The organism is Actinokineospora auranticolor, from assembly GCF_002934265.1.
GTDB lineage: Bacteria > Actinomycetota > Actinomycetes > Mycobacteriales > Pseudonocardiaceae > Actinokineospora > Actinokineospora auranticolor.
Map to the genome: position 1 here is coordinate 133,671 of NZ_PTIX01000006.1, position 17,497 is coordinate 151,167.

At 70.6% G+C, this 17,497-nt stretch carries 21 protein-coding genes; 14 read left to right on the forward strand and 7 right to left on the reverse strand.

Annotated elements, in window-relative coordinates; genetic code table 11:
• Positions 1-288: 288 nt before the first annotated feature.
• On the reverse strand, positions 289-1,575 hold the full coding sequence (locus CLV40_RS13310) for an adenylosuccinate synthase (protein WP_104479192.1): 1,287 nt from the start codon (positions 1,573-1,575) through the stop codon (positions 289-291).
• Between the two features lie 101 nt (positions 1,576-1,676).
• Between CLV40_RS13310 and CLV40_RS13315 the strand changes: the two genes are divergently transcribed.
• From CLV40_RS13315 to CLV40_RS13335, 5 genes are all read left to right on the forward strand, one after another.
• On the forward strand, positions 1,677-2,357 hold the full coding sequence (locus CLV40_RS13315; protein WP_104479193.1) for a hypothetical protein: 681 nt from the start codon (positions 1,677-1,679) through the stop codon (positions 2,355-2,357).
• 101 nt (positions 2,358-2,458) lie between these two features.
• A complete protein-coding gene (locus CLV40_RS13320; RefSeq protein WP_146108024.1) occupies positions 2,459-3,322 on the forward strand; it encodes a hypothetical protein in 864 nt (287 codons plus the stop codon).
• Between the two features lie 116 nt (positions 3,323-3,438).
• Entirely contained in the window at positions 3,439-4,080 is a 642-nt protein-coding gene (locus CLV40_RS13325) for an HNH endonuclease family protein (protein ID WP_104479195.1), read from the forward strand.
• A 176-nt stretch (positions 4,081-4,256) separates the two neighbouring features.
• Positions 4,257-5,261 (forward strand): hypothetical protein, encoded by a 1,005-nt coding sequence (locus tag CLV40_RS13330; protein ID WP_104479196.1) that lies wholly within the window; start codon positions 4,257-4,259, stop codon positions 5,259-5,261.
• Positions 5,262-5,276: 15 nt separating this feature from the next.
• Complete coding sequence (locus tag CLV40_RS13335; RefSeq protein WP_104479197.1) at positions 5,277-6,269, forward strand: hypothetical protein; 993 nt, start codon at positions 5,277-5,279, stop codon at positions 6,267-6,269.
• On the opposite strand, the gene CLV40_RS13340 is transcribed toward CLV40_RS13335, so the two are convergent.
• Positions 6,266-6,676: a DUF3151 domain-containing protein gene (locus CLV40_RS13340; RefSeq protein WP_104479198.1), complete on the reverse strand. Its 411-nt coding sequence runs from the start codon at positions 6,674-6,676 to the stop codon at positions 6,266-6,268. The two genes, CLV40_RS13335 and CLV40_RS13340, sit on opposite strands and share 4 nt — an antisense overlap.
• A gap of 90 nt (positions 6,677-6,766) precedes the next feature.
• On the opposite strand from CLV40_RS13340, the gene CLV40_RS13345 reads away from it, so the two are divergent.
• A complete protein-coding gene (locus CLV40_RS13345; protein ID WP_104479199.1) occupies positions 6,767-7,933 on the forward strand; it encodes a hypothetical protein in 1,167 nt (388 codons plus the stop codon).
• 236 nt (positions 7,934-8,169) lie between these two features.
• Here CLV40_RS13345 and fbaA read toward each other — a convergent pair whose 3' ends face one another.
• Positions 8,170-9,204, reverse strand: coding sequence for a class II fructose-bisphosphate aldolase (gene fbaA / locus CLV40_RS13350; RefSeq protein WP_104479200.1), 1,035 nt, complete (start codon positions 9,202-9,204; stop codon positions 8,170-8,172).
• Between the two features lie 105 nt (positions 9,205-9,309).
• Here fbaA and CLV40_RS13355 point away from each other — a divergent pair, with 105 nt between their 5' ends.
• Positions 9,310-9,594: a DUF427 domain-containing protein gene (locus CLV40_RS13355; protein WP_104479201.1), complete on the forward strand. Its 285-nt coding sequence runs from the start codon at positions 9,310-9,312 to the stop codon at positions 9,592-9,594.
• Here the strand turns inward: CLV40_RS13355 and CLV40_RS13360 are convergent.
• From CLV40_RS13360 to CLV40_RS38910, 3 genes are read right to left on the reverse strand one after another with little or no spacing between them, the layout of a single operon-like run.
• Positions 9,591-10,424, reverse strand: a complete 834-nt coding sequence (locus CLV40_RS13360; protein ID WP_104479202.1) for an LLM class F420-dependent oxidoreductase — start codon at positions 10,422-10,424, stop codon at positions 9,591-9,593. The genes CLV40_RS13355 and CLV40_RS13360 overlap by 4 nt on opposite strands.
• Positions 10,425-10,448: 24 nt before the next feature.
• Entirely contained in the window at positions 10,449-10,637 is a 189-nt protein-coding gene (locus CLV40_RS39490) for a DUF397 domain-containing protein (protein ID WP_245931266.1), read from the reverse strand.
• A complete protein-coding gene (locus CLV40_RS38910; RefSeq protein WP_146108025.1) occupies positions 10,634-11,491 on the reverse strand; it encodes a helix-turn-helix domain-containing protein in 858 nt (285 codons plus the stop codon). The genes CLV40_RS39490 and CLV40_RS38910 overlap by 4 nt, the downstream gene beginning before the upstream one ends.
• A 117-nt stretch (positions 11,492-11,608) precedes the next feature.
• Here CLV40_RS38910 and CLV40_RS13375 point away from each other — a divergent pair, with 117 nt between their 5' ends.
• From CLV40_RS13375 to CLV40_RS13395, 5 genes are all read left to right on the forward strand, one after another.
• Complete coding sequence (locus CLV40_RS13375) at positions 11,609-11,827, forward strand: hypothetical protein (RefSeq protein WP_104479205.1); 219 nt, start codon at positions 11,609-11,611, stop codon at positions 11,825-11,827.
• A 66-nt stretch (positions 11,828-11,893) separates the two neighbouring features.
• A complete protein-coding gene (locus CLV40_RS37975; protein WP_181043480.1) occupies positions 11,894-12,382 on the forward strand; it encodes a glycine-rich domain-containing protein in 489 nt (162 codons plus the stop codon).
• 416 nt (positions 12,383-12,798) lie between these two features.
• Complete coding sequence (locus CLV40_RS39495) at positions 12,799-13,248, forward strand: phosphotransferase (RefSeq protein WP_245931267.1); 450 nt, start codon at positions 12,799-12,801, stop codon at positions 13,246-13,248.
• Between the two features lie 39 nt (positions 13,249-13,287).
• Positions 13,288-14,226 carry an aldo/keto reductase gene (locus tag CLV40_RS13390; protein ID WP_104479207.1) on the forward strand — a complete coding sequence of 313 codons (939 nt, stop codon included), beginning with the start codon at positions 13,288-13,290 and terminating at the stop codon, positions 14,224-14,226.
• A 78-nt stretch (positions 14,227-14,304) separates the two neighbouring features.
• Positions 14,305-15,231 carry a short-chain dehydrogenase/reductase gene (locus tag CLV40_RS13395; protein WP_104479208.1) on the forward strand — a complete coding sequence of 309 codons (927 nt, stop codon included), beginning with the start codon at positions 14,305-14,307 and terminating at the stop codon, positions 15,229-15,231.
• On the opposite strand, the gene CLV40_RS13400 is transcribed toward CLV40_RS13395, so the two are convergent.
• Entirely contained in the window at positions 15,228-15,506 is a 279-nt protein-coding gene (locus CLV40_RS13400) for a YciI family protein (RefSeq protein WP_104479209.1), read from the reverse strand. The two genes, CLV40_RS13395 and CLV40_RS13400, sit on opposite strands and share 4 nt — an antisense overlap.
• Positions 15,507-15,718: 212 nt before the next feature.
• On the opposite strand from CLV40_RS13400, the gene CLV40_RS13405 reads away from it, so the two are divergent.
• Positions 15,719-16,255, forward strand: coding sequence for a SigE family RNA polymerase sigma factor (locus CLV40_RS13405; protein WP_104479434.1), 537 nt, complete (start codon positions 15,719-15,721; stop codon positions 16,253-16,255).
• Positions 16,256-16,357: 102 nt separating this feature from the next.
• Positions 16,358-17,497 carry an N-acetylglucosamine-6-phosphate deacetylase gene (gene nagA / locus CLV40_RS13410; protein ID WP_104479210.1) on the forward strand — a complete coding sequence of 380 codons (1,140 nt, stop codon included), beginning with the start codon at positions 16,358-16,360 and terminating at the stop codon, positions 17,495-17,497.

Below are 17,497 nucleotides of genomic sequence, written 5' to 3' on the forward strand. Positions count from 1 at the left end.
AGGCCGCCCCAACCCGCGAGGGAAGAAATCGGCCTAAAAGCGATCTCGCCGCCTCGGCGGAGCCGAGGCCATGTCACAGCCGCCGTTCATGTCATCGAGTCTCGAATGCCGGGCAGCGCAAGTCAACGACCGGACGCGGCGTTCTCGGATCATGGAAATCCGCACGCCGCGCGGACCGCCGGTTCTGTTGCGCACCAGGCAATAGCCGGTGTCAAGCCCTGGACTTTCTTTCAGCGCAAAAGAAAACACCCCCGGAACGGGTTCCGGGGGTGTCTCGTCGATCGAGGGTCAGGCCAGCTCGTGGCGCACGATGGTCTGGTCGCGGCCCGGGCCGACGCCGACGGCGGACACGCGGGCGCCGGACAGCTCCTCCAGCCGCTCCACGTACGCGCGGGCGTTGGCGGGCAGCTCGTCGAAGGAGCGGCACTGGCTGATGTCCTCCCACCAGCCGGGCAGCTCCTCGTAGACCGGGACGGCGTGGTGCACGTCGGTCTGGGTCATCGGCATGTCGTCGACCCGCTTCCCGTCCACCTGGTAGCCGACGCAGACCGGCACCTTCTCCAGGCCGGAGAGCACGTCGAGCTTGGTGAGGAAGAAGTCGGTGATGCCGTTGACCCGGGTCGCGTAGCGGGCGATCACGGCGTCGAACCAGCCGGTGCGGCGCAGCCGCTTGGTGGTGACGCCGACCTCGCCGCCGATCTTGCGCAGCCGCTCGCCCATCTCGTCGTTGAGCTCGGTCGGGAACGGACCGGAGCCGACGCGGGTGGTGTAGGCCTTGAGGATGCCGATCACCGTGGTGATCCGGGTGGGGCCGATGCCCGAGCCCGCGCACGCGCCGCCGGAGGTCGGGTTCGACGACGTGACGAACGGGTAGGTGCCGTGGTCGACGTCGAGCAGGGTGCCCTGCGAGCCCTCCAGCAGCACGGTCTCGCCGCGCTCCAGCGCCTGGTTGAGCAGCAGCCGGGTGTCGGCGATGCGGTGGCCGAACCGCTCGCGCGCGGCCAGCACCTCGTCCACGACCTGGTTGGCGTCCAGCGCCTTGCGGTTGTAGATCTTGACCAGCATCTGGTTCTTGACGTCGAGCGCGGCCTCGACCTTCTGCCGCAGGATCTTCTCGTCGAGCAGGTCCTGCACGCGGACGCCGACCCTGGCGACCTTGTCCTGGTAGGCCGGGCCGATGCCGCGGCCGGTGGTACCGATCTTGGCCTTGCCCAGGTAGCGCTCGGTGACCTTATCGATGGCCACGTGGTAGGGCATGATCAGGTGCGCGTCCGAGGAGAGCAGCAGCCGCGAGGTGTCCACCCCGCGCTCCTCCAGCCCCGCCAGCTCCTTGAGCAGCACGCCCGGGTCGACCACGACACCGTTGCCGATGACGTTGGTGACCCCGGGGGTCAGGATGCCGGACGGGATCAGGTGCAACGCGAAGTTCTGGCCGTCGGGGAGCACGACGGTGTGGCCCGCGTTGTTGCCGCCCTGGTACCGCACGACCCACTGGACGCGGTCGCCGAGCAGGTCGGTCGCCTTGCCCTTGCCCTCGTCGCCCCACTGGGCGCCGATCAGCACAATTGCCGGCATGTGAAACTCCAGGTGTTTCGGTGTGGAGATACCTGTGACACCCGTACCCGCTGCTGCCCTCGGGCGAATGCCGGTGACTGAGACTAGACCAGGAGACTGTGGTGAGCGCACTCGTGCTGGCCTGCGGAAACGCGACCGACACCGGCCGCCCGGCGACGCTCACCGAGCGTGACGGGCTGGACTGGCGGGAACTGCCCGCCACCCCGGGCCGCGCGGACGTGGACCCGCTGCTCAAGGCCGCGAACGGTGCCCGGATCGTCGTGTTCGGGACCGATGCCGACCTGGCCGCAGTTGTGCTCCGCGTGATGCGCCTGGAGCTGCTCGCCGAGGTCGCCGTCGGCTTCGTGCCCACCGACCCGACGGCGTCGGCGGTCCCCGTGCTCTGGGGTCTGCCCCGCGACCGGGAGCGGCTGGCGGCGGTCGCGGTGGCGGGTGAGATCGACGCCTTCCCCCTGATCCGCGACGACGCCGGGGGCGTGCTGGTCGGTCTCGGCGTGATCGACCAGCCGCAGGGTGTCGCCTACTGCGACGACACCACGGCCCTGCGCGGCCGGGCCCGGCGGATCGAGGTGACCCCGGACCCGGACGGCGGCGCGGGCCTGGTGGTCCGGGTCGTGCGCGGCGGCCTGTTCGGCAGGCGGGTCACGACGGTCGCGGGCCGGGCCTTCCAGATCGGCTGCGTCCGCACCCACCTGATCCGCGACGGCGTGGTCAAGGACGCGGCCAAGTGGACCTGGTACCGGCACACCGAGGACCTCCGCATCGCGCGCGGGGTGGTCTGACCCGCTGTGCACGGTCGTTGACCGGTTGCGCACCGCGCGTTCCGGAAAACGACCCGACAAGGGCTACTTGAGGTGTTGCACCGAACACCGGAGGTAGTCACGTGCGCAATAGCAGAACCGGTTGGCTGATCGGCGTCGTTTTGGCGGCGGGATTGACGACCTCGGTCATCTCGCCCGCCGAGGCCGCGAGTTCGGACACGATCTCCGCGGACCGCGCGACCGTCCGCGAATACCCGGGCAGGCTCGTGCTCGCCAATGCCGCGAAAGGCGACCGCGCGGAGGTCACCGCTCAGTGCGGCCAGTGGGTGCGGATCCGGGTCACGACCGCCCACGCCATGGCCACCCCGGTCGGCTGGGTGCTGCGCGGCAACCTGACGCGCGCGGCGAAGGCGGGCGGCCTCGACGGCGTCCCCGAGCGCTGCGGCACCGACGCCGACCGCTGGCGGGACTGGGTGGGCGCGATCAACGCCCCGTTCCACTCGCTGCGCAAGACCACGGTGGACGGCAAGACCGGCTGGCGGCGGATCACCTTCGGCACCGGCGTGTCCCTCGCGGCGGGTGCGGACTGCACCCCGTCGCTGAACTACACCCGCCGCGACGGCGCCCCGGACGTCGTCGACCCGGCCCAGCGAGTGGCCGGTCTCGATCTCGATCGGGTGGCGTATCGGTACGTCACCCAGGACGGTTCCGTCGCCTTGATCAGCGCCCCCAGGCCGGGTGGGACCTACGGCGTCTGGGGCTTCGTCCCGGCCACCTGCCTGCGCCCCAAGGGCCGCGCGACGGTCTACTTCGACGAGCCGGTCGTGCAGGTCACGAGCCTGTCCGGGCTCGACACCGGGGTCGGCTACCCCGACGGCTCGGTGCGTTCGCGCGGCTGCTCGGCGGCCGTGAAGAGCCCCTCCAACCCCGCGTTCGGCTACTGGCCCGACCCCGAACCGGCGCACCGCCCGGCCTGCCCGGTGTGATCCAGAGCTTTGACGGGCCGTCGTCGCGTCGTCACCCACAGGAGTGACGAACGCCATGTCGGCCCACCACGGTGAGAAATCCACGTGCGAGGTCCCGGTTCCGCGAGAGGAGCACGATGTCCCACAGGTTCCGCAGGTTCGGCGCGGCGTTGCTGTCCACTTTGGCCGCCGCCACCCTCACCACCGTGTCGGCTGGGGTGGCCGCCGCCACACCGCCCGGCATCCCCAGCGAGGCGACCGCCCGGTCCGAGCTGTCCGGTCTGACCGTCCGCGCGGACGGCTCGATGACGGGTTACTCCCGTGACAAGTTCCCGCACTGGATCACCATCTCCGGCGCCTGCGACACCCGCGAGACGGTGCTCAAGCGGGACGGGTCCGGCGTGGTCACCAACTCGTCCTGCTCGGCCACCTCGGGCACCTGGTACAGCCCGTACGACGGCGGCAGTTGGACGCTGGCCTCCGATGTGGACATCGACCACGTGGTCCCGCTGGCCGCCGCCTGGCGCTCGGGCGCGTCGAGCTGGACGACGAGCCAGCGCCAGCAGTTCGCCAACGACCTGGCGCACCCGCAGTTGATCGCGGTGACCGACAACGTCAACCAGGCCAAGGGCGACAAGGGCCCGGAGAGCTGGAAGCCGCCGCTGACCGGCTACTGGTGCACCTACGCGAAGATGTGGACGCACGTGAAGTACACCTACAGCCTGAGTGTTAACTCGGCGGAGAAGTCGGCGCTGACGGGCATGCTCGACCGCTGCTGATCGAATGGGCCGTGTTCGGGTGGAATGCCGCTCGAACACGGCCCGTTTCGAATCAGTAACAGGAGACGAACAGCCTATCGCTGTTCTCCCAGTCACTATCCGGAACGAGCCTGGCTCGGTTACCCTTCCCCTTCTCGCGCGAGAGCGCTATTCGGTATTCACCACTGGGGAATGGCATGGCTGACGCCACTGGGGGCGCGCCGACTTCGGGGAAGGACCCGGGAGACGACGCGTTCGGCACCATCTTCGACCACCCGGACCTGCGGGACGAGACCTGGCTCGCGCAGGCGGGCAAGCAGGCGACCCGGGACGCGAAACGTGCCAGGCGGCGAGGCGCCATCCGGGTGCGGTGGAAGCGGGCGGGCCGGACCGGACTCGGTCACAGGTCGTTGACCGTCGTGGCGCTCGCGGGCGTCGGCCTGCTCGCCGCAGGCCTGCTGATGCTGCGCGAGTCGGTCGAGGACGAGACCGGACAGCCGCTGTCCCCGGGCACCGCCGTGGACCTGGGCCACCCCTTCGCGGGCACCCCGGCCGCGCACTGGGCCGATGGCGAGGCCGGGCTGGTCGCGCCCGAGGCCGAGGCCGTGGGCGCGTACACCGCCGAGAAGGTCGCCGACGCCTACGCGTGGGCCCGGCGGTTCCTCATCACCGCCCGGCTGGACCCGGCGGTCATCGTGGGCCACGACGTCGAACGGCCCCTGCGGCTGCTCGGCCGGGCCGACGCCATGGCGCAACGCACAGGCACCCGCGCCCAGATGTCGAACTGGCTGACGTGGATCGCCGACGGCAACCGCCTGCTGCCCGCCCCGCCCAAAGTGTCCGGGCGGATGTGGGCCGCGGTCGACGACCACGGCGTGCTGGAGATCCACACCGACTACGTCTTCGCCTACGCGTTCGACCCGGAGCGACCCGAGACCATCACCAGCGCCTACGACGTGGTCGCCATCGACCGGGCCGCGGTCACCTTCGTCCACTCCCGCGGGGGACCGCCGGAGGACCTGGACATGAAGATCGGCGAGACCGCGGGCTACTTCTACTCGATGTCCTGCTCGGAAGCCGAGAACGGCGAACTGGCCCCGGCGTACCGGGACCGGCAGGTCGGTCCCGGTGGCGGCTTCGAGCCGCCAAGCCGGTTCTTCGACCCGAACTCCTCATTGACCACAGACGACAAGTGCGACTGACCTTGGGACATTGGCATGGCTGACGTCATTGGGGGCGCGCCGGGGCAGGACCCCGACGACGACGCGTTCGGCGACATCTTCGAGCACCCGGACCTGCGGGACGAGGTCTGGCTGGCGCAGGCGCGCAAGCGGGCGGCCCGGGACGCGAAGCGGGCGCGGCTGCGGGGTGCCGTCCGGTTCCGACGGCGACGGCGCGGGTGGGCGGGTCGGACCGGGCTCAACCGCCGGTCGCTGGCCATCGTCACGGTCACGGGCCTCGCCCTCCTCGTCGTCGGGCTCGTGGTGGTGCGCGACGCGATCCGCGACGAGCGGACGAGCGCGCTGTACCCGGACGCCGTGGACCTGACCCGGCCCTACGCGGGTACCCCGGCCGCGGACTGGGCCGACGGCGAGGCCGGGCTGGTCCCACCCCAGGCCCATGTCGTGGGCACCCACTCCGCCGACGAGGTGGCGGACGCCTACGAGAGCGTCCGCCGGTTCCTCGTCGCGTCCCGGCTCGACCCCGCGGTCCTCGAAGGGCACGACACCGACCGGGTCCTGCGGTTGCTGACCCCGGCGGGCGCCGAGTGGGCGCGGTCGCGGACCGGCGACGGGCGGCAGAGCTGGGTGTCCTGGATCGCCGACGGCAACCACCTGCTGCCCGCCCCGCCGAAGGTGTCCGGGCAGATGCAGGCGGGGGTCGGCGACCACGGCCAGCTGGTGATCTACACCGACTACATGGTCACCTACGCGTTCGCCACCTCGAACCCGGAGAAGCTCTCCAGCCCCTACGACATCCTGGTCCTCAAGCGCACCTCGGAGACCTTCGAGCACTCGGCCGCGGGGCTGACGATCACCGAGGCCGAGGGGTTCACCTCGCTGATGTCCTGCTCGGACATCCAGTACGGCGCCTTGGCCCCGGAGTACGAGGCACGGGACTCGTCCCGTGACGCGGTGGACCCGCCTGCCAACTACTTCGACCTGCGGATGTCGGTGGACGTGGCCAACGACTGCGCCCGACGCGGTTAGACCAGGCCCAGTTCGCCGGGGGCGCTCGGGTCGGACTCGGCGAGGAAGCTGGAGCAGCGCTCGTACTCCTCGGTGTCGCCGATCTCCTTGGCGGCCTTGGCCAGGGCCGCGAGCGCGCGCAGGAAGCCCTGGTTGGGGCGGTGCGACCACGGAACCGGGCCGAAGCCCTTCCAGCCGGAGCGGCGGAGCTGGTCCAGGCCGCGGTGGTAGCCGGTGCGGGCGTAGGCGTACGCGGCGACCGGCTCGCCACCGGCCAGCGCGCCCTCGGCCAGCGCGGCCCACGCCTCGCTGAAGTCCGGCCACGCCTTGGCGACCGCGACGGGGTCGTCACCGCGCTCCAGGGCGGCCTGCGGCTCGGCGCGGTCGGGGAGCAGGGTCGGCTCGGGGCCGAGCAGGTTTCCTTGCATGCCCCCATCCTGCCGCACGAGGGTCCGCACGCTCGGTGACCGGGCGCCCCGGGGTCGGGGCGGCGGGGTGGGCGCGGGGATGATGGCCGCGTGGATGAGGGTGTGGGTACCGAGGTCCGGGGTCCGGTCGCGCAGTTCAAGGCGTTCTTCCGGCTGCACTGGACCCGGGGTGCGGTGGGTCGTGAGACCCCGGAGTGGGTGTGGCGCTTCGCGTACCACACCTGGTTGATCGCGCTGCTGTTCAAGCTGCTCGGCTCGTCGTGGGACGAGTCGTGGCACTTCAAGTTCCTGCGCGACGACCTGGCGCCGCCGCACCTGCTCAACAGCATCGGCACCGGGGTCGCGGTGGTGCTGGTGGTGATCCACACCTACACCGGCATGGCCGCCACCCGCCGCTCGCAGCGGCTGTTGCAGACCGGTCTCGCCGTGTTCCTCATCGCCGCGCCGCTGGACGTGATCAACCACCGGATCAGCGGGCTGGACCTGACCGCGTGGAGCGCCACGCACGGGCTGCTCTACCTGGGGACCGCGCTGATGCTCGCGGGCCTGATCGACGGCTGGTTGGCGGCGGGCCCGCGCGGGACGCTGGTGCTGGGCGCGCTGTGGGTGTTCTTCCTGGAGAACACCGTGTTCCCGAACGGCCAGCAGGAGTACGGGACGCTGGAGATGACCTCCTGCATGCCGCACGGGGTGCTGGACGTGTCCAGCTGCTACGCCGAGCGGGAGCTGCTGGAGTTCGCCGCGAACCAGATCGGTCGACCGGTGGACTACGCGGCCATCGAGCACTTCGCGCTGCCGATCCCGTCGTGGGTGTACCCGCTGTGGGGGATCGGGGTGGCGGCGCTGGTGCTGGCGGTGGCGGCGCGCACGATGAAGCTGACCTGGGCGGCGACGATCGTCGCGGGGGCGTACGTGGCGTACCGGGCGGTGATCTGGCCGCTGCTGGTCGCCGCCGACTTCCCGCCGTCGACCGTGCCGTTCTACCTGGTGTTCGTCGGCTTGGCGGTCGACCTGGCGCGGCGAGCGCGGCAGCCGCACCTGGTGGAGGCCGTGCTGGGTGGCGTGCTGGTCACGGCGCTGGGCTACGGCGCCCTGTACGCGCAGGACGTGCTGCTCGACGCGCCGCCGGTGGCCTGGTGGTCGGCGCCGATCGCGCTGGTCGGGGTGGCGGGTTTGTGGGCGCTGGCGCGGGGACGGCGGTGGCTGCCGGACCGGGCGAAGACCTCGCGGCCCGTTTCTGGCGGTGCCGACGCCTGATCGGTTTCCGCAGTAGGCAGGCGCTGACGCGGGTCCGCTCACGCTGTCCACCGCGGTCGGCTGCGTTGGTCTGCGTCGCACCGACTCATCGCGCCGCGCGGCCTGGTTGGGTGTGGCGAGGCTGTGGCGCGAGCGAGGCCGGAGCAACGCGGCTGGGCGCGGGTTGGCTGGAAATGGCGAAGGCCCCCTCCCGGCGGTAGAGGGGGCCTTCGGTGCTTCGACTTCCGCGGCGGGGGTCAGCCCGCGATCATGCGCCCGGCGGACTTGAGGTGGTCGCACGCCTCGGTGATGCGGGCGGCCATGGCCTGCTCGGCTGCCTTGAGGTAGCTGCGCGGGTCGTAGACCTTCTTGTTGCCGACCTCGCCGTCGATCTTGAGCACACCGTCGTAGTTGCTGAACATGTGCGCGGCGATCGGGCGGGTGAAGGCATACTGGGTGTCGGTGTCGATGTTCATCTTGATGACGCCGTAGGACACCGCCTCCTGGATCTCCTCCAGCAGCGAGCCGGACCCGCCGTGGAAGACCAGGTCGAAGGGCTTCGAGCCGTCGGCCAGGCCCAGCTTCTGCGCGACGACCTCCTGGCCCTGCTTGAGGATCTCCGGGCGGAGCTTGACGTTGCCCGGCTTGTAGACGCCGTGCACGTTGCCGAAGGTGGCGGCCAGCAGGTAGCGCCCCTTCTCGCCGGTGCCCAGCGCGTCGACGGTCTTGAGGTAGTCCTCGGCGGAGGTGTACAGCTTGTCGTTGATCTCGTTGGCGACGCCGTCCTCCTCACCGCCGACGACCCCGACCTCGATCTCCAGCACGATCCGCGCGGCGGCGGCCTTCTCCAGCAGGTCGGCGGCGATGACCAGGTTCTCGTCCAGCGGCACCGCGGAGCCGTCCCACATGTGCGACTGGAACAGCGGGTTGCCGCCCGCGTTGACCCGCTCCTGGCTGATCGCGATCAGCGGCCGGACGAAGCCGTCGAGCTTGTCCTTGGGGCAGTGGTCGGTGTGCAGGGCGATGTTGACCGGGTACTTCTGGGCCACGACGTGCGCGAACTCGGCGAGCGAGACCGCGCCGGTGACCATGTCCTTGACCTTGGTGCCGGAGGCGAACTCCGCGCCGCCCGTCGAGACCTGGATGATCCCGTCGCTCTCGGCCTCGGCGAACCCGCGCAGCGCGGCGTTCAAGGTCTCCGACGAGGTCACGTTGATGGCCGGGTAAGCGAACTCGTTCGCCTTGGCCCGGTCCAGCATCTCCGCGTAGACCTCGGGTGTGGCGATGGGCATCGGTGCTCCTCCTCGGGGTGGCCTGCGCCGTTCCGCCGCATCCTACGAGCAGCCCGTGGACACCGTGTCGAGCAGACCAGGTACAAACCGGGGCAGACTGGCGGCATGGCCACCGCTACCTGGAACGGCGAGGTAATCGCCGAGAGCGACGACACCGTGATTGTCGAAGGTAACCACTACTTCCCCGTCGAGTCGGTGCACCAGCACTTCCTCCGACCCTCCGAAACGACGAGCGTCTGCCCGTGGAAGGGCACGGCGAACTACTACACGCTGCACGTCAACGGCTCGGAGAACCCCGACGCCGTGTGGTACTACGCCGAGCCCAAGCCGGAAGCGGCGGAGATCAAGGACCGGGTGGCGTTCTGGAAGGGCGTCGACGTCGTCGGTTAGAGCAGGGCGGCGGCGAGTCGCCGGTACTGGTCGAAGTCCAGCCCGCCGTCGGGGGTGACCACCTGGATCGCCACGTGGTCGGCCCCGGCGGCGAGGTGTTCTTCGACCCTGGTTTTGATGGTGTCTTCGTCGCCCCAGGCGATGAGGGAGTCGACGAGGTGGTCGCTGCCGCGGACGTCGTCGTCGGTGAAGCCGAGCCTGCGCCAGTTGCGGACGTAGTTGGGCAGGCCGAGGTAGAGGCCGAGGGCTTGGCGGGCGAGCTCGCGGGCCCGGGTGGGGTCGGTTTCGAGGAGGACGTGCTGCTCGGGGGCGAGCAGGGGGCCTTGGCCGAGGGTTTCTCTCGCTTGCGCGGTGTGCTCGGGGGTGACCAGGTAGGGGAGGGCGCCGCGGGTGGTGGTTGCCAGCTTGAGTGCCTTGGGGCCGAGGGCGGCGATGGCGACGTCGTGTTTGGGGACGTCGAGCTGGTCCAGGTAGTCGGCGAGCTTGGAGTACGGGCGCTCGTAGGTCTGGCCGGTGGTGGGCTCGATGATCTCCTTGTGGCCCGCGCCGACGCCGAGCACGAAGCGGTCGGGGAACTTGTCGACGATCCGGTGCTGGGCCGCGGCGGCGGTGGCCGGGGTGTCGGTCCAGATGTTGAGGATGCTGGTGCCGACGGTGAGGGCGCGGGTGTTGGCGAGGATGTCGTCGACCTGGGTGAGGTCGCCGCCGGGGGAGCCGCCGAGCCAGAGGGTGCCGAAGCCGAGTTCCTCCAGCTCGGCGGCGCGCTCGTGGTTGTCGTCCCAGAGGTGCTTGAGGCTCCACACCCCGACCCGGCCCAACTCGGCTGCCATGGCTTCCTCCCGCTTGTTCGTCGCTTAACGAACAGTAGCGCGCTTCGCCACCTCCAGCAGTGCCGCGAAGGAAGACGGGGAGAACGTCAGCTCACCTGCGGCCCTGAACTTGCTGTCCCGAACCCGAGCAACGCCCGGGGTGACGCTCAACTCAACGCAAGCATTGGCGTTGGTGCCGCTGTAGCTGCTGATACGCCACTCGGTCCCACTCAACGTGCCTCCAACAGATCGACCTGAGCCCTGATCAGCGCGGCCGACTCCACAGCGGACAACGCCCGGGTGGACGCCGCCTCGAATATGGCGGCGAACTTGCCGGTGTCGGTCGCGTCCTCGACCCATTGTCCTCCGCCCGGATACTCCAGATACACCGAGTCCTGGTCGGATCCATCGAACCCAAAGATGATCAAGGGACCTGACATGCAGCCATACGCCCCTGCGTCATAGTCGATCACCTGGAGGTGAATGTTGTCCCGCTGCCCAAGCTCCAGCAGACGGCGGAGTTGTTCGGTCATCACTTCCACGCCGCCGACCACGCGGCGGATAACTCCAACGTCCACCACCGCGCGCATGTCCAGCGCCCGAGGCCCGTCCAGCAACTTCTGTCGAGCCATCTTGGCCGAGACGAACCCGCTGGCTTGCCAGTCCGGAGTCGTCAGCCACGGGGATGACTGCTCAAGCGCTCGCGCGTAGGCCTCGGTCTGGAGCAGCCCTGGCACACATGCGTGTTGCAACTCCCGAACCGATGTGGCATCAGCCTCGGTTCGAAGGAACACTCGGAACCGTGTCGGCACCGCCGACGAGTGCTCGATCCGCACCGGGTCGAGCTTCGCGTCGTCCCAGAGACTGACCGCTTCCGCGATCTCCTCTTCCTTCGCGTCATACAGGCCCAGCATCGTGGTCAGCTCGGCGTACGCGCACAGGTAGTACCCGTTCTCCACCTTCGAGATCTGGCTCGCGCGCTTGCGCAGCCGTTCCGCGACGTACTCGGCCGTGACGCCCTTCCGCTCCCGGAGCCCCTGGATGTACTGGCCGAACCGACGCTTCCGCCGCGTCTGCGTGCTGGGCATGGCGCACACCCTAGGTCACCCGATCAACCAAGAACATTCCACTTTCGAGTCTAGCGGGGAGAACATTCCCCCGCGTAGCATCTCCCGCATCGAAGTCTCCCACAGGAAGAAGGCAGCGTGAACACGCTCTACAGCAACGGAATCGGCATCAACGTCGCGGTCGCGGCGAGCTTCGCCAAGATCGACTACACGGTCCAGCCGGACGGGGTCGAGCTGGAGATCGGCGAAGACCTCTCGATCCTGCTGTCCGAGGAGGCCCTGGACCGCCTCATCGCCCGCGCCTCGAACGCCCGCGAGGAACTGAAGCAGAACGGCGAGCCGGTCGCCGCCAACTGACGCCGCGCGCGACTCCCCCGCAGCGGTGGGGGAGTCGCGCGGCGCACCGAACCGAAGGGAAAACTGATGACCGCCGTTGTCCCTGCGATCCGGGATGGTCGCGACCTGCTCGACCACGACACCGCCTTGTTCGACCGGCTGGCCCAGGCGGTCGCCCGGGAGCACAACGTCTCCATTGACTACGCCGAGCGCGTCGTGGACCAGGCGCTGGCGTTCCTCGCCACCGCCGCCACGACGCCGGGCGACCCACTCGGCCCCTCGGCCGTCGTGGACTGGGGGTGGCACGCCTTCATCCTCGAAACCCACGCCTACGCGGACTTCTGCGAACGCATCGCGACGCGATTCCTGCACCACGTCCCCGACGGCGCGGGTGGCGCGTCGGCGGAGCCGGGCGAGAGGACGCGCCGTACTGTGGCGGCGATCACCGCAGCCGGGTACCGCGTGGACCACGAGCTGTGGATGGAGACCGGGGACTGCGGGCCTTGCCACGAAGAGGGCAATTGCCACGCCTCCGGCGCGGACGGCAACGAGAACACCGAAACCCGCAGGAAGTAGCAGTGGCGAAAACAGCTTGGGGCGATGTGCCCAGCGAAGTGGGCACGGCCGTGACGAACAAGCTCGGGCCGATCGTCCGCGTCGAGGATGTCCCGGAAGGACAGTCCGCCGACGTCACCGCTGTTCTGGGTGTCGCGAGTGGGGATCGGGCGTTCGTGAAGGCCGTGGTTGGTGTTTCGCCGCGGATGCGGTGGTTGCGGAACGAGGCCGCGGCAGCCACCAAAGCGGTAGGGATCGCGCCTGCCGTGCGGTTCTCCGAGGACGTCATCGACGGCGAGGGTCGGAGGTGGTTCGTCGTGGGGTTCGACCACGTTCCGGGGCGACCGGCCGACCTCTCGCCTGGGTCGCCGGATCTGGCGGTTGCGGCGCGTGTGGTGGAACGGATCGCGGTGGTGCCCGCGCCTGGGGTTCGGCCGTTGAGTGACAGGTGGGCGGAGACGGCGTGGTGGACGCACGCAGGCACTCCCGAGTTGGCTGGACATGATTCGGCCGCCCTGGACGAGTTGGCGGCGCGGGTACCGGACCTGGTGCGAGGTGACCGGCTTGTCCACACGGATCTCCACGGTCTCCAGTTCCTCATCGACGGCGACCGGGTGGCCGTCATCGACTGGGGTCTGCCTGGGCAAGGCGCGCCGTGGGTGGACACCGCGTTCATGGTGTTGCGGCTGTTCGAGGCCGGGCACACCCCGTCGGCCGCCGAGGCGTGGGCGCGAGAACGCTCGACGTGGTCGGGCGACGCCGAGGGGGCGCTCACGCCGTGGGCCGTGTTCATCGCCGGGCTGTGGTCACACTGGGCCACGGTCGGGCGGAGTCCTCAGCACCGCGCGGACCTCGCTCGTGGCTTCGCGGAGTACCGGCTCCGATAGTTCGATGCGAGACGAACGTCTGCGGGGTACGTTCGCGCCATGACGACCATCGGCTCATCCGACCTCGAAGTCTTCCCGCTTAACCTCGGCACCAACGTCTTCGGCTGGACTGCCGGCCAGGACGACTCCTTCGCGGTGCTTGATGCCTACTCCGCCGCGGGTGGGAACTTCGTGGACACCGCCGACATGTACTCGCAGTGGGCGCCCGGGAACTCCGGTGGCGAGTCCGAGACGATCATCGGGGCCTGGTTGGCGGCGCGGGGAAAGCGGGACGAGTTCGTGGTCGCCACGAAGCTGTCCGCGCTCAACGGGTTCAAGGGGCTGTCGGCTTCCAACATCAAGGCGGCGGCCGAGGGGTCGTTGCGGCGGCTGGGCACGGACCGGATCGACCTCTACTACGCGCACTACGACGATGAGTCGACGCCGATCGAGGAGACGTTGACGGCGTTCGACGCGCTGGTCAAGGAGGGGAAGGTTCGCTACATCGCGGCCTCCAACCTCGCGCCGGAGCGGATCGCGGAGTCGCTGGCGATCTCCGACCGGGAGGGGCTCGCGCGGTATGTCGCGATCCAGCCCCACTACAGCCTGGTCGAGCGCCGCGAGTACGAGGCGGACTACGCGGCGCTGGCGGCGAAGGAGAACCTGGGGGTCCTGCCCTACTGGTCGCTGGCCAAGGGCTTCCTGACCGGCAAGTACCGCGACGCGGCCACCCCCGGCGACAGCCCGCGCGCGGCGGGCGCGCTGGCCTATCTCGACGACCGGGGCCACCGGGTGCTGGCGGCCCTCGACGACGTGGCCGCGGCGCACGCGACGACCGTGGCCGCTGTGGCGCTGGCCTGGTTGACGGCCCAGCCGAACGTCGTCGCCCCAATCGCCAGCGCCCGCACGCCGGAGCAGCTCGCTGACCTGCTCCCGTCGGTCGACCTCAAGCTCACCGACGCCGAGATCGCCGCGTTGACCAGCGCGTCCGAGCTCTAGAATTACCTGTTACTCGCGGTAGCTTACTCCCAGTAGGTTGCGGTACGGTCCAAAGCACCGAACCCGCTGGAGGTAGCGATGGGCGTGACGAACCTGCTGGCCCGCGAACGCGACGTGCGGGGCAAGGTCGTGCTGATCACCGGCGCGGCCCGGGGCTTCGGCGCCGGGTTGGCCCGCCGGTTCGCCGCCCGGGGCGCCAAGGTCGCGCTGGTCGGGCTGGAACCCGAGGAGATGGCCGCGGTCGCCGCCGAGTGCGGGCCGGACGCGGCCGTCTTCGAGGCCGACGTCACCGACTGGGCCGCGCTGGAGGCCGCGACCGCGCAGACGATCGCGCGGTTCGGCCGGATCGACGTCGTCATCGCCAACGCGGGCATCGCGGCCGCCGGGTTCGTCCGCTCGATCGACCCGGCGGCCTTCGAGCGCACGATCGAGGTCGACCTGCTCGGCGTCTGGCGCACGGTCCGGGTGACGTTGCCGCACGTCATCGAGGCCAAGGGCTACGTGCTGGTGGTCTCGTCGCTCGCCGCGATCACGCACGCCCCCGCGATGGCCGCCTACGCCGCCGCGAAGGCCGGGGTGGAGGCGTTCACCAACAGCCTCCGCGCCGAGGTGCGGCACCTGGGCGTCGGCGTCGGGGTCGCGCACCCGTCCTGGATCGCGACCGACCTGGTCAACGGCGCCGACGAGCACCCCGTCTTCGGCCCGCTGCGCGCGGCGATGCCCGGCCCGCTCGGCCGGACCCACCCGGTCCCGCTGGCGCTCGACGCCCTGGAGAAGGGCGTGCTGCGCCGCGACCGCACCATCCACGTGCCGGGCTGGGTCGGCCTGCTCAAGCTCTTCCGCGCCTTCCTCCCGCCGATCATCGAGATCGGCGGGAGGGTGCGCGGCAACATGGTCGCCAAGGCGGACCGGGCGGCGCTGGCCGACATCGCCGACCGCGGCGCCGCCACCTCGTCGCGCCCGGTCGGCGCGGGTGGCGCCGCCGCGATGGCGAAGACGCGCTAGGCCCCGTTGCCCAGGACGATGTTCCACTCGCGGACCACGCGGGCCGCCGCGACGCCCCCGGTGGTGTACGGGTCGGCGGCGAGGATCCGGTCGAGCTCGGCGCGGTCCTCGACGCGGACGACGAAGAACCCGCCGAGGCCGTCGGCCCAGGGACCGGCGGCCAGGACCTGGCCGGAGTCCACCATGGCCCGCAGGAAGTCGCGGTGCGCGGGGCGGGCGGCCTGCAGGAGGGCGTCGTCGTCGGTGTAGCGGGTGTCCACGGTGAACCAGGTCATGGGCCACATGATCCCAGCCAGGTGGCCGGGTGTATCTGGCCGGTCGGACGGTATCCCCCGTTCAGGGCGGCGGGTAAGGTTTGCCCGTGGCAGGGGATGGCATCAACCCAGGTGAGTACCCGCAGGCGCAGCAGGCCGAGCCCGGCGCCGCGGGACAGCAACAGGCGGCCCAACCGGCGCCGGGGCAGCAGACGGGCACGGTCGAGCAGACGCTGACGCGACTGCGCGCGATCGACCTCAAGAGCGCGCCCGCGGCCAAACCGGAGGCCCCGCTCACGCTGGAGGACCTCTACCGCACCCACCGGATGCGGCTCATCCGGCTGGCGCTGCTGCTGGTCGACGAGCCCGCCACCGCGGAGGACGTGGTGCAGGAGGCGTTCACCGGCCTGCACCGCAACTGGGGCGGCCTGCGCGACTCCGCCGCGGCCGTCGGCTACCTGCGCACCGCTGTGGTCAACGGCTCCCGCAGCGTGCTGCGCAGGCGCAAGACGGCGCGGGAGTACACCCCGCCGCACGCGGTCAACGCGCGGTCCGCCGAGAGTTTGGCCATGCTGACCGCAGAACACCAGAGCGTGGTCAGGGCGTTGTCGCAGCTGCCGCCGCGCCAGCGCGAGGTGCTGGTGCTGCGCTACTACGGCAACCTGACCGAGGCCGAGATCGCCGAGGCGGCGGGCATCTCCAAAGGCACGGTCAAGTCCACCGCCAGCCGAGCCCTGGAGGCGCTGCAGAAGATCATGAACACCGCGTAGGCGTACTCCTTACCGGGCGAAGTTGGTTTAGACCATTGCGGTATAGACCAATACACTGCCACTGTGCACTGTCGCGTGCACGGACGCTCGGAGGACCAACAAATGGCAGGACGGCTCATCGCAGGGGGCACACTCGTCACCGCGGACGGCGTGGTTGACGACGGCTGGCTGCTCGTCGAAGACGGCTACATCTCGGCTCTCGGCACCGGTGAGCGTCCCCGTGCCGACGAGACCGTGGACGCCACGGGCCAGTGGGTCGTACCGGGCTTCGTCGACATCCACTGCCACGGCGGCGGCGGCGAGCCGTTCATGACGACCGACCCGGCGCGGGCCCGGGTCGCCGCGCACACCCACGCCCTGCGCGGCACCACGACCATGCTGGCCAGCCTGGTCTCCCGCCCGGTGCCGGAGCTGGCCGACCAGATCTCCGCGCTGCGCGAGCTGGTCGACGACGGCATCCTCGCCGGTGTCCACCTGGAAGGCCCGTTCCTCTCCGCCGCCCGCTGCGGCGCCCACGACCCGGCCATCCTGCGCGCCCCCGACCGCGACTCGGTCGAGACGCTGCTGCGCGCGGGCCGCGGCGCGGTCCGGATGGTCACCCTGGCACCGGAGCTGGAGCACTCGGTCGACGCCGTGCGCAGGCTCGTCGACGGCGGGTCGATCGCCGCGATCGGCCACACCGACGCCACCGAGGCCCAGGTCATGCCCGCGGTCGACGCGGGGGCCACGGTCGCCACCCACCTGTTCAACGGCATGCGCCCGCTGCACCACCGCGAGCCCGGCCCGATCGGCGCGCTGCTCGGTGACGAGCGGATCACCGTCGAGCTGATCTGCGACCTGGTGCACCTGAGCCCCACCATCGTCCGGCTCGCCGCCAAGCACGCGGGCCTGGGCCGGACCGTGCTGGTCACCGACGCCATCGCGGCGGCGGGCGCGGGCGACGGCGCCTACGACATCGGCGGCCTGGAGGTCGAGGTGCGCGACGGCGTGCCGACCCTGGCCGACGGCGGCGCGCTCGCGGGCAGCTCGCTGACCATGGACACCGCCTTCCGCAACCTGGTGCACGGCTGCGGGCTGTCGGTGTCCGAGGCGGTCGCCGCCACCTCGACCAGACCGGCCGCGCTGCTCGGCCTCGCGGAGACCACCGGCAAGCTGGCCAAGGGCCTGGCCGCCGACCTCGTGCTGCTCGACTCGGGCCTGCAGGTCGGCGCGGTCATGCGCCGGGGTGCCTGGGTGGGCTAA

What these genes read in the sequence shown, in the direction of transcription:
- CLV40_RS13310 (WP_104479192.1), bottom strand. Translation starts at nt 1,575, where the DNA reads ATGCCGGCAATTGTGCTGATCGGCGCCCAGTGGGGCGACGAGGGCAAG.
- CLV40_RS13325 (WP_104479195.1), top strand. Translation starts at nt 3,439, where the DNA reads ATGTCCCACAGGTTCCGCAGGTTCGGCGCGGCGTTGCTGTCCACTTTG.
- CLV40_RS13330 (WP_104479196.1), top strand. Translation starts at nt 4,257, where the DNA reads ATGGCTGACGCCACTGGGGGCGCGCCGACTTCGGGGAAGGACCCGGGA.
- CLV40_RS13335 (WP_104479197.1), top strand. Translation starts at nt 5,277, where the DNA reads ATGGCTGACGTCATTGGGGGCGCGCCGGGGCAGGACCCCGACGACGAC.
- CLV40_RS13340 (WP_104479198.1), bottom strand. Translation starts at nt 6,676, where the DNA reads ATGCAAGGAAACCTGCTCGGCCCCGAGCCGACCCTGCTCCCCGACCGC.
- fbaA (WP_104479200.1), bottom strand. Translation starts at nt 9,204, where the DNA reads ATGCCCATCGCCACACCCGAGGTCTACGCGGAGATGCTGGACCGGGCC.
- CLV40_RS13355 (WP_104479201.1), top strand. Translation starts at nt 9,310, where the DNA reads ATGGCCACCGCTACCTGGAACGGCGAGGTAATCGCCGAGAGCGACGAC.
- CLV40_RS13360 (WP_104479202.1), bottom strand. Translation starts at nt 10,424, where the DNA reads ATGGCAGCCGAGTTGGGCCGGGTCGGGGTGTGGAGCCTCAAGCACCTC.
- CLV40_RS38910 (WP_146108025.1), bottom strand. Translation starts at nt 11,491, where the DNA reads ATGCCCAGCACGCAGACGCGGCGGAAGCGTCGGTTCGGCCAGTACATC.
- CLV40_RS37975 (WP_181043480.1), top strand. Translation starts at nt 11,894, where the DNA reads ATGACCGCCGTTGTCCCTGCGATCCGGGATGGTCGCGACCTGCTCGAC.
- CLV40_RS13390 (WP_104479207.1), top strand. Translation starts at nt 13,288, where the DNA reads ATGACGACCATCGGCTCATCCGACCTCGAAGTCTTCCCGCTTAACCTC.
- CLV40_RS13395 (WP_104479208.1), top strand. Translation starts at nt 14,305, where the DNA reads ATGGGCGTGACGAACCTGCTGGCCCGCGAACGCGACGTGCGGGGCAAG.
- CLV40_RS13400 (WP_104479209.1), bottom strand. Translation starts at nt 15,506, where the DNA reads ATGACCTGGTTCACCGTGGACACCCGCTACACCGACGACGACGCCCTC.
- nagA (WP_104479210.1), top strand. Translation starts at nt 16,358, where the DNA reads ATGGCAGGACGGCTCATCGCAGGGGGCACACTCGTCACCGCGGACGGC.